Annotated in this window: 10 protein-coding genes; 2 read left to right on the top strand and 8 right to left on the bottom strand. The window is 57.7% G+C overall.

The window, feature by feature from the left end; all coding sequences use genetic code 11:
* Positions 1-116: 116 nt before the first annotated feature.
* Positions 117-410 (top strand): hypothetical protein, encoded by a 294-nt coding sequence (locus K8V32_RS01705; protein ID WP_303901905.1) that lies wholly within the window; start codon positions 117-119, stop codon positions 408-410.
* A gap of 19 nt (positions 411-429) precedes the next feature.
* On the opposite strand, the gene K8V32_RS01700 is transcribed toward K8V32_RS01705, so the two are convergent.
* From K8V32_RS01700 to K8V32_RS01670, 7 genes are all read right to left on the bottom strand, one after another.
* Positions 430-882 (bottom strand): hypothetical protein, encoded by a 453-nt coding sequence (locus K8V32_RS01700; protein WP_303901902.1) that lies wholly within the window; start codon positions 880-882, stop codon positions 430-432.
* Between the two features lie 187 nt (positions 883-1,069).
* A complete protein-coding gene (locus K8V32_RS01695) occupies positions 1,070-1,822 on the bottom strand; it encodes a glucosamine-6-phosphate deaminase (RefSeq protein ID WP_303901900.1) in 753 nt (250 codons plus the stop codon).
* A 141-nt stretch (positions 1,823-1,963) separates the two neighbouring features.
* Complete coding sequence (locus tag K8V32_RS01690; protein WP_303901896.1) at positions 1,964-2,548, bottom strand: energy-coupling factor transporter transmembrane component T family protein; 585 nt, start codon at positions 2,546-2,548, stop codon at positions 1,964-1,966.
* 10 nt (positions 2,549-2,558) lie between these two features.
* Positions 2,559-3,227: an energy-coupling factor ABC transporter ATP-binding protein gene (locus K8V32_RS01685; RefSeq protein WP_303901893.1), complete on the bottom strand. Its 669-nt coding sequence runs from the start codon at positions 3,225-3,227 to the stop codon at positions 2,559-2,561.
* Positions 3,224-4,267: a thiolase family protein gene (locus tag K8V32_RS01680; protein WP_303901890.1), complete on the bottom strand. Its 1,044-nt coding sequence runs from the start codon at positions 4,265-4,267 to the stop codon at positions 3,224-3,226. Before K8V32_RS01680 ends, K8V32_RS01685 begins: the two co-directional genes overlap by 4 nt.
* On the bottom strand, positions 4,264-5,334 hold the full coding sequence (locus K8V32_RS01675) for an AMP-binding enzyme (protein ID WP_303901888.1): 1,071 nt from the start codon (positions 5,332-5,334) through the stop codon (positions 4,264-4,266). The genes K8V32_RS01680 and K8V32_RS01675 overlap by 4 nt, the downstream gene beginning before the upstream one ends.
* Complete coding sequence (locus tag K8V32_RS01670) at positions 5,309-5,881, bottom strand: biotin transporter BioY (RefSeq protein WP_303901885.1); 573 nt, start codon at positions 5,879-5,881, stop codon at positions 5,309-5,311. The genes K8V32_RS01675 and K8V32_RS01670 overlap by 26 nt, the downstream gene beginning before the upstream one ends.
* A gap of 133 nt (positions 5,882-6,014) precedes the next feature.
* Here K8V32_RS01670 and K8V32_RS01665 point away from each other — a divergent pair, with 133 nt between their 5' ends.
* Complete coding sequence (locus tag K8V32_RS01665) at positions 6,015-6,524, top strand: TetR/AcrR family transcriptional regulator (protein WP_303901882.1); 510 nt, start codon at positions 6,015-6,017, stop codon at positions 6,522-6,524.
* Between the two features lie 212 nt (positions 6,525-6,736).
* Here K8V32_RS01665 and pyk read toward each other — a convergent pair whose 3' ends face one another.
* Positions 6,737-8,170: a pyruvate kinase gene (gene pyk / locus K8V32_RS01660; RefSeq protein ID WP_303901879.1), complete on the bottom strand. Its 1,434-nt coding sequence runs from the start codon at positions 8,168-8,170 to the stop codon at positions 6,737-6,739.
* Between the last annotated feature and the right edge of the window lie 302 nt (positions 8,171-8,472).

Below are 8,472 nucleotides of genomic sequence, written 5' to 3'. Positions count from 1 at the left end.
TTAGTCAAGGAAGACGGGCCCGCGGTCCTGACCGAACAGACTTTTCCACATCTGGAGACGGCGCAACCTCGCAGGTAGGGATAATCTCCTAGATTTGCTGGAAACAGTTGTTCCCTATGGTGCAGAATAGGGATGTGTATATGTCGGTAGAAACACTTGCTATTATCATTTCCGCCGCCGGTTTGCTCATCACACTGGGCGGTGGGATTTTTGCTGGCTTCGCATGGATAATCCGACGCACGGACGCCCAATTCGCTGCAGTCCATGAACAGTTCCGTGCAGTTCGTGGAGAGTTCCGTGCAGACCTTCACCAATTACGGGAAGAACTCACCGAGGTCAAAATCTCGGTGGCACGTCTTGAAGGCCCACGTGACCATCTCATCTGGCCCCGCGGTTCAACGAACCAGTAGTCACCCGCTGCCGACCGTGCTAGTTGATTTCGGCTTCGCAGATCTCAATAAGGTTGCGCTCGGCTTCCATCATCTCACTAAGACCGGATGAACCCATTAGTTCTGTTTTTTCTTCGATCGACACATCTGGGTCAGCCAGTGTGCTGACCATCTCGAACATTGGCAGGGTCTTGGAGGCTTCTTCGACAAACATATCGTCTTGGGAGTTCTCAATGAGTGCGTTGAAGTCGTTGGTGGCATCGTCAATCTTGGCGCGTATTGCTTCGGCGTCATAAGATTCACCGGAACCGACTTGTTGCATTGCTTCACCAATAGCGTCGGCATGGTCTTGGTCAAATTCCCAATAGCCCTCACAAGAGTCTGCCAGTGCGTTGCCGCCACAAGCGGTGAGCCCAAAAATTCCAGCCGTAGCCACGGATGCCAGGGCGAGGTGACGACGAATACGCATAAAGAGGTGACGACGAATACGCATAAAGAGGTCCCTTCTAAGGTGAGTGATCAGCACGTGGGGCAGGGCAAAGGCCCCGCCCCACGCTACCGATATTTCATGAGGAACCAAAATTGCTTGAATACGCTATCAAGCGGGTTTTTACAACTTTCGCTGACAATTCATCGAGAATTCATTTCCAACGGCGTCTATTGTGCACAGTTGACCGGTGCTAGTCCACTTTCAGTTCTTCGCAGTCGACCTTGGCGGCGGCTGCTTCATCCAGGTAGAACACGCAATCGCTGTGCAATTGCAGTCCGGAACCCGGGCGTTGTTCAGCAGGCGGCTCAGCCAACGAGTCACGAATCGCATCTGCTTTTGCTTCACCGAAGGCCATCAGAATGGCTTTACGGGACTTCAGAATGGTTCCAATGCCCTGGGTCACGGCCAAGGGTGGAACTTCTTCGACGCTGTCAAAGAATCGTGAGTTGTCTTGACGGGTCATCTCGGTGAGCCGTCCCACATGGGTGGGCGATTCGAATGGCGTACCGGGCTCGTTGAACCCGATGTGGCCGTTGCGTCCGATGCCAAGTAGCTGGAGGTCGATGCCGCCGGCTGCTTCAATTTGTTCGTCGTAATAGCGTATTGGGCCTTCGGTTGCGTCATCTGGAGCCTCAGGTACGTGTACCTGCGATGGATCCACACCCAGTGGAACGGTCACGGTGCGGTTGATGACGGCGTGGTACGACTCGGGGTGATCCCATGGCAAGGCGATGTATTCGTCCAATGCAAAGAACTGCAGCTGGGAAACATCGGTGTTGTGTTCTTTGATCTTTTCTGCCAGCAAATCATAGGCCAGTTCTGGAGTGGAACCGGTGGCGACGCCGATGACCGCGTTTGGTTTTTCTACGATCAGATCGTGCATCATCTGAGCCACCTCTTCGGAGGCGTGCTCTTTATCGGGCAGAATTTTTACTTTTACCATGCGTTATCCCCGTTCGGATTGTCTTAGGCATTAAGTGTATCGGTGTTCAATAGCGTTTCCGCGCTGGTTGATTACCTGCGTGCCGATTTTTTTACTTTACCCCGGCTACCGGCGCCTACGGCTGCATTTGAGGAACGCGAATCAGTCCAGCCCGCGAACGACTAGGGCATCTGCCATATCGTCGGCGTGTTTCAACGACAGCACCAGCACCGGGACCACCCATGCCCAGGGGGCAAGCTTTACACCGCGGGCGCGCTGTGCGTCACGAACCTGCCGGATAAACCCCATGATCTGTCCCAGGGCCGACAACATGAGTGCCACCGCCAGAGCAATCTTATGGGGGTTGGCGCCCAAGGGTTTCAACGGCGTCATGAGTTTTTCTATCGAGGCCACCAGGTGTTTGATCTTGGTGGTACGGGTGAATAATTGGGCACCCAGGATGATCGTGGTCAGCCGGGCGATGACGGTTGCGGCAACTTCAGGTTCGTTGAAGATTAGCTGTGTGATGAGCAAAAAGACGAGTAGGAACGCCATGCGCGCCACGTCGGTGGCCATGATGCGCAGTGGCAGGCGAGCCAGCAGATAGCCCAGCAGTGGGACGGCGACAACCAGGGTGGACCAGTAGGAGTCGGGCAGAAAGAATAGTGCGGCTGAGCCGATGGCCAGCAGCGCGAGTTTGACTCCGGTGGGGGCCCGGTGGATGAACGACCAGGTGGGATAGTACAACGAGAGCATGTTAGCCGATGTGCTCCAGGTAGGCACAGATGGCATCTGGGCCCCGGTGGGCGATCTTGGCGTCGTGAATCCAGATGATGTCCTGGCATTTGGCGGCCAATTGGAGATCGTGGGTGATCAGGATGAGTTGGCGGTCACTGGAGGCAAAAAGTTGCTCTCCCACAAGTTTGGCGTAACGGGCGTCCAGCATGGTGGTGGGTTCATCGGCGATCAGCACATCCGGGCGGGTGGCTAACACCGAGGCTAGTGCGAGGCGTTGGAGTTGTCCGGAGGACAGTGACAGGGCGGGCCGGTCGGCGAATTCGGTCAGATCGTGTTCGGCTAAGACTGCGTCCAGGGTGGCCTGACGCTGGTCTTTGGGTAGGTGGCGCAGGGAGAGTTCGATGTCTTCAGCAACCGAGGGCATGATGACCTGGGCTGCGGCATTGGCGATAATCATGCCCACACGGCGGGACAATTGTTTGCGGCCGGTAGCGACTTCAATGTCGTGGATTTTGGCTGAGCCGGTGTAGTCGAGCAATCCGGTCAACACTTTGGCCAGGGTGGATTTGCCCGAGCCGTTTTCGCCAATGATGGCTGTGGTTGGCGCATCCAGCGTGGCGGAGACGTTGTCTAGCAGGACGGCGTCGTCTGGTTTGACCGTGACGGTCACGTTTTCAAGGGTGATCATAGGTTCCTGACCAGCACGGCGACCCCCATGCCACCGGCGATGGCGGCAGCGGTCAGTCCGTAGGTTCCGGCTGGTGCGGTGCGTAGTTGTTGAATGGTGGTCAGTAGGGCAATGACGCCGGAGGCGGCCCATGGGTGCCCGTGGGCCAAGGCGCCGCCGTGTTGGTTGATGGTGTTGGGGTCCAGGCCGATCCGTTGGCAGACGGCGATGACCTGAGCGGCGTAGGCTTCGACAATATCGACGACACCAATATCGCTGACGCTCAGGTGGTGGGCGGCTAGTACGGCTTCGATGGCTGGGGCTGCTGCGATGCCGGGCAGGGCAGGGTCGGCACCGACCAGGCGGTAGTCGAGGATTTCCACGCCGAGATGATCAGCATCAGATTCGGGTGCCAGCTGGATCACGGCGGCGGCGTCGACAATGCGCGCCGCCGTCAACGCGGTGACGGTGGCCTTCGGGTGATCGGTGACGGTTCTCAGCCGGCCCACCAGTTTGCGCACATCGCGGGGACCGTCGTCGTCGCGGCCTCCGACCAGAAATTCTGACCAGTTGGCCAGTGCACGGCGGTGACTGGTAACCGCATAGTGCTCCTGGGTCTGACGGCTAATGCCGTAATCCACGGCCAATTGATCGGCCGCGTAGGTCATATCCGGGTCGGGGAAGCCCTGCGGGGCGAAGGCCGCCTGGGTGCGTTGGCCATCGGGCCAGGCGGTGGATGGGGATTCGACCCCACCGGCGACCACGGTTTGGCCGGTCATCTTGGCGTGGGCGGCGGCTTGTCCCACGGCCAGCAGGCTGGAACCACACTGGGCGTTCAAGGTCACCGCACCGGTGGCCTCCCAGCCGGTGCCAAGCGTGGCGATGCGGGCCACATTGCCACCGGGTCCCACCGTGTTGCCCAGCATGACCAGATCCGGTTGGCTCGGCATGGCGGACAGGGCGGTGGCGGCGAGTTGATCGTCGGTCATATCGGATTGGCCTCGGTGCCAGCCGGTGATTGCGGTCCGGGCACCAGCAGTAACAATAATGCGGGTCATCATACCTCCGGGGCTACTCGCCGAATCTTACCTGAGGCCGTGCGTGGCAGGGCTTCCACGCGACGCCATTGCACCGGTTGAGCCGCTTTGGGCAGCCGCGAGCGCACCCAGTGCCGCAACTGCCAGATCTCGGGTGTGCCTTCAAACCAGGCAACCACACGTTGGCCGAGCACCGCATCGGGTTGACCTAACACCAGACAGGCCACAACCTGCGGGTGTGCAGTGATGATGCGTTCGACATCACCGGGGACGACGGTGGCTCCTGCGGTGAGGATTGCTTCGTCGCCGCGGCCAAGAAACTCCAGGACGCCGTGGGTTTGGTTGACGCGGTCGCCAATCGTTGCCCAACGGACGCCGTCTATGACCTCGGTGCGCAGTGTGCCACCGATGACATCGAGTGCGACCTGTTGGCTGGCGACCCACAGCTCGCCGTCCGCGATGCGTGTTGTGACACCGTCAAATGCGCGCATGCCGTTGCCGGTATCCCAGGCGATAAGGCTCAGCTCGGAGGCACCCACGTAGGGCACCACGCGCAGTCCGAGCCTTTCGGCTCTCTTGGCCAGCTGCGCAGGCAGACGATCCCCTCCGACCAACACTGTGCCAATGGTCGACGGGGTGCCGGCTTCCAACAGTTCCACCAGATGTACCAACCATTGCGGTGTGACGTGTGCAACCACCGCACGATCCAGTCCGAGATCATCGGTTGTAGGGATGACTAACGCCAATTGGGAGTCATGGGCCCAGGCCGCTGAGAACAGCGCCATTGACGAGACCTGGTGTACCGGCATCCACAGCCCGTCACCGGGGCTTAATCCCAATTGTGCGTCCAGTGGTCCAAAGGCCACCTGCCAACTTTGTGCGGTGCGGACCACGATTTTTGGGGCACCGGTGGTCCCTGAAGTAAATACCGCCCAGGCCGCTGTATCCGGTAACGAAACGTTGAGTTCCTTATCGACCGGAGCCCTGGGGTCCACAATGAGCGGCACCCCGCCGGCGGCACGCACCTGCAGCGCCTGGGCTAGGGCATCGATCGCGTGCGGGGCGTTAACTAACGACAGGTTCCGGGGCATGTTTGACCGTTTCTCTAGCAAAAGCTCGCGGATAGGCACGGTAGAGCCCCATCGTGACCAGGGTGGCGATCACGACTTTAGTCAGGTCACCCGGCAAGAAGACCAACGAGGTGATGATGGTTTCACCGATGCTCAGCTCCGTCAACCAGGCTTGCACCGGAATTCCGAAGAGATAGACCACCAAGATGCCGCCGACAATCGACCCCAGCGCTATACGCCACCACACCGGGCGGGTCCCGACGATCAGGCCGATGATCATGGGGGCAACCACCCACCCGATCAGATAGCCGGCCGTAGGTGACATGAACACCCCGATACCCCCGCGGCCACCGGCCAACAGCGGTAGCCCAACTGCAACCCCGAGCAGCAGTAGCCCCATGGATGCGGCACCGCGCCACGGGCCCAGGACGGCTCCGGCCAGCATCACGCCCAGGGTCTGCAGGGTGATGGGCACTGCCCCACCCACGGTGATGGCGCCGATTAAGCCCAACCCTGCGGTCAGGGCCGCAAATACCGCGATGCGGGCTATATCTCTTGCCGACATCATGACTCCTTTTCCAAAACTGTTGAACACTGTTCATTGAACGGTGTTCAGTGTAGCGTGAAAACGGCACGACCGCTACATCATGAAACGCCACAACCAGCACCAATAATCCACCGGCCGACTATGATGGAGCCCAATGTCTATGATTACTCGCGATGAACTCAGCCGCGTTGGGCTGCGCCTATTGGCCAACCACGGGCTTGCTGATGTTTCCATGCGCAGGGTCGCCAAGGAATTCGACGTCGCCGTCTCCGCGCTCTACTGGCACGTCAAGGACAAGCAATCATTACTGGGTGCCATGGTCGATCAGCTGCTCACCGAGCTACATATCGCACCACCCACCGATAATTGGCGCGCCGACCTCATCGGCCGCGCCGAACTGCTCTACACCACTCTGCTAGACACCCGCGACGCCGCAGAACTGACTGCTTCCGTACTCGCGCTGGGCACCGGTGGGACGCGCATGCGCGAGATTATCGATGAGGTCTCCCCCAATACTGTGACCACCGATGCGATTATGTCACTGCTCATCGGTCACGCGACCCTAAACCAGCAGCGCATGCAGGCCCAGGCGCTGGGCATCGACGTCGCACCAACGACAACCACCACATTCCGCCAGGCCCTGGACCTACTGATCGATTCCTGACTCCTGGTCACCCTGACGCAGCCTACGAGCACGTATTTTCTTGCGCGAGTCCACAACTGGCTCAGGTCATGCTGCCAGTTCAAACGAGCAAGCCTGATCCAACGACGCCGTTGGCCGTGCGATTTGACACCAACTCACCGCTTCGGACGAACGTGACAATCAGTCGGAAATATCGCCACTCAAATCGATTCGAGATCGCTGCGGCTGCCATCTCAAGCTGGGGCCACCTCTGTCTTGCGCATCCCAATGCGGTGAACTTTGAGCATATTGGTTGTCCCGGGTACCCCGGGCGGGGAGCCAGCGACCATGACGACCAGGTCATCGATTTCAGCAACCCCATGTTTGACCAGCTCGTAGTCAATTTGTTGTGTCATTTTGTCGGTAGAATCCATGAAATCCACGATCTTCGGAATGACACCCCAAGACAAACACAACACATTGCTCGTGGTAGATGAATGTGTAAATGCATAAATCGGTTGCGGGGCACGAAGTCTGGAGAGCCGTCGAGCAGAGTCTCCGGATTGGGTAAAAGTCACCAGAAAAGGTATATCCAAGGATTTTGCGATATCCACAGCTGCCCGAGTAATGGCACCACCACGAGTACCCGGCCGAGTACCCAGTGGAGGCATACGATCTAGGCCGTGCTGTTCAGTCGCTTGAATAATATTTGCCATGGTTTGCACGGTACGCACAGGAAAACTACCCACAGAGGTTTCGCCGGACAGCATGACCGCATCGGCGCCGTCCAGGACCGCATTGGCACAATCAGATGCTTCAGCACGGGTAGGCCGGGGGTTGTCTATCATCGATTCCAGTACCTGAGTTGCGACAATTACGGGCTTGGCCCAGCGACGAGCCATGTCAATAGCCCGCTTCTGCACCACCGGGACATCTTCTAAAGGTAATTCAACACCCAGGTCACCACGTGCCACCATGATCACATCAAAGGCATCAATGATTTCGTGAAGATTGTCGATAGCCTGAGGCTTTTCGAGTTTTGCGATCACAGGGACTCGCCGCCCGACGTCGTCCATAATTTTGTGCACCGGCACGATATCGGCGGCACTGCGCACAAACGATAGGGCAATCATATCCACACCAAGTGCCAGCGCGAAGCGAAGATCCGCTTCGTCTTTTTCCGTCAGAGCCGGAATATTGACAGCAACCCCCGGCAGGTTAATGCCCTTGTTATTCGAAACAAGCCCACCAATCACCACTTTCGTGACTACCTCGGTTTCGTTGACCTCTACGGCTTGAAGTTGGATTTTGCCGTCATCAATCAGCAGCTGGTCACCCACGGCCACGTCCTGCGGCAATTCCTTAAACGTTGTGGTGCATATGTCTCGGGTACCTACGACGTCGCGGGTCGTAATGGTAAATATATCGCCATGTTCTAGTAGGTGCGGGCCGTCCGAAAAGGTGCCTAATCGAATCTTCGGCCCCTGCAGGTCAGCGAAAATTGCCACAGGCACACACAAGTCAGACGCCACTTGTCGAACGGTCTCATATGTCTCCGCGTGGATCGACTGGTCTCCGTGACTAAAATTTAACCTAGCAACATTGACCCCGGCTTGAATTAGCTCACTTGTCATCGTGTATCCGCGTGTGGCCGGCCCAAATGTGGCGACGATTTTAGCGTGTCTCATAGTCCTCTAAATCTTTCAGTTGCCGATCGGTAAAACTTCTATTGCGCCGATACTGATTCCCTGCGCCCCGGAAAGCCGCTGTCGTCGACTTTGCGTCATCAACGACCAGGGAAATCAGTACTGCACAAAACAGCTGTGTTCCATCACATACAGGTCAATCCAGTTGATGCACGCAGCAACTTTGCCTTGACGTGCAGACTAAGCCCGCTTGCAAATTGCCTATGAAATTCAGAAATCTCTCTGCAGACTTGACTTTAGGTACGTGACGGAGTTCACTATATTACACTAAATGGAAAGCGTAT

This window comes from Enteractinococcus helveticum (assembly GCF_020742345.1).
GTDB classification, from domain to species: domain Bacteria; phylum Actinomycetota; class Actinomycetes; order Actinomycetales; family Micrococcaceae; genus Yaniella; species Yaniella helvetica_A.
Note: the sequence above shows the minus strand (reverse complement) of the source record. Positions and strands in the feature narration are given on the sequence as shown.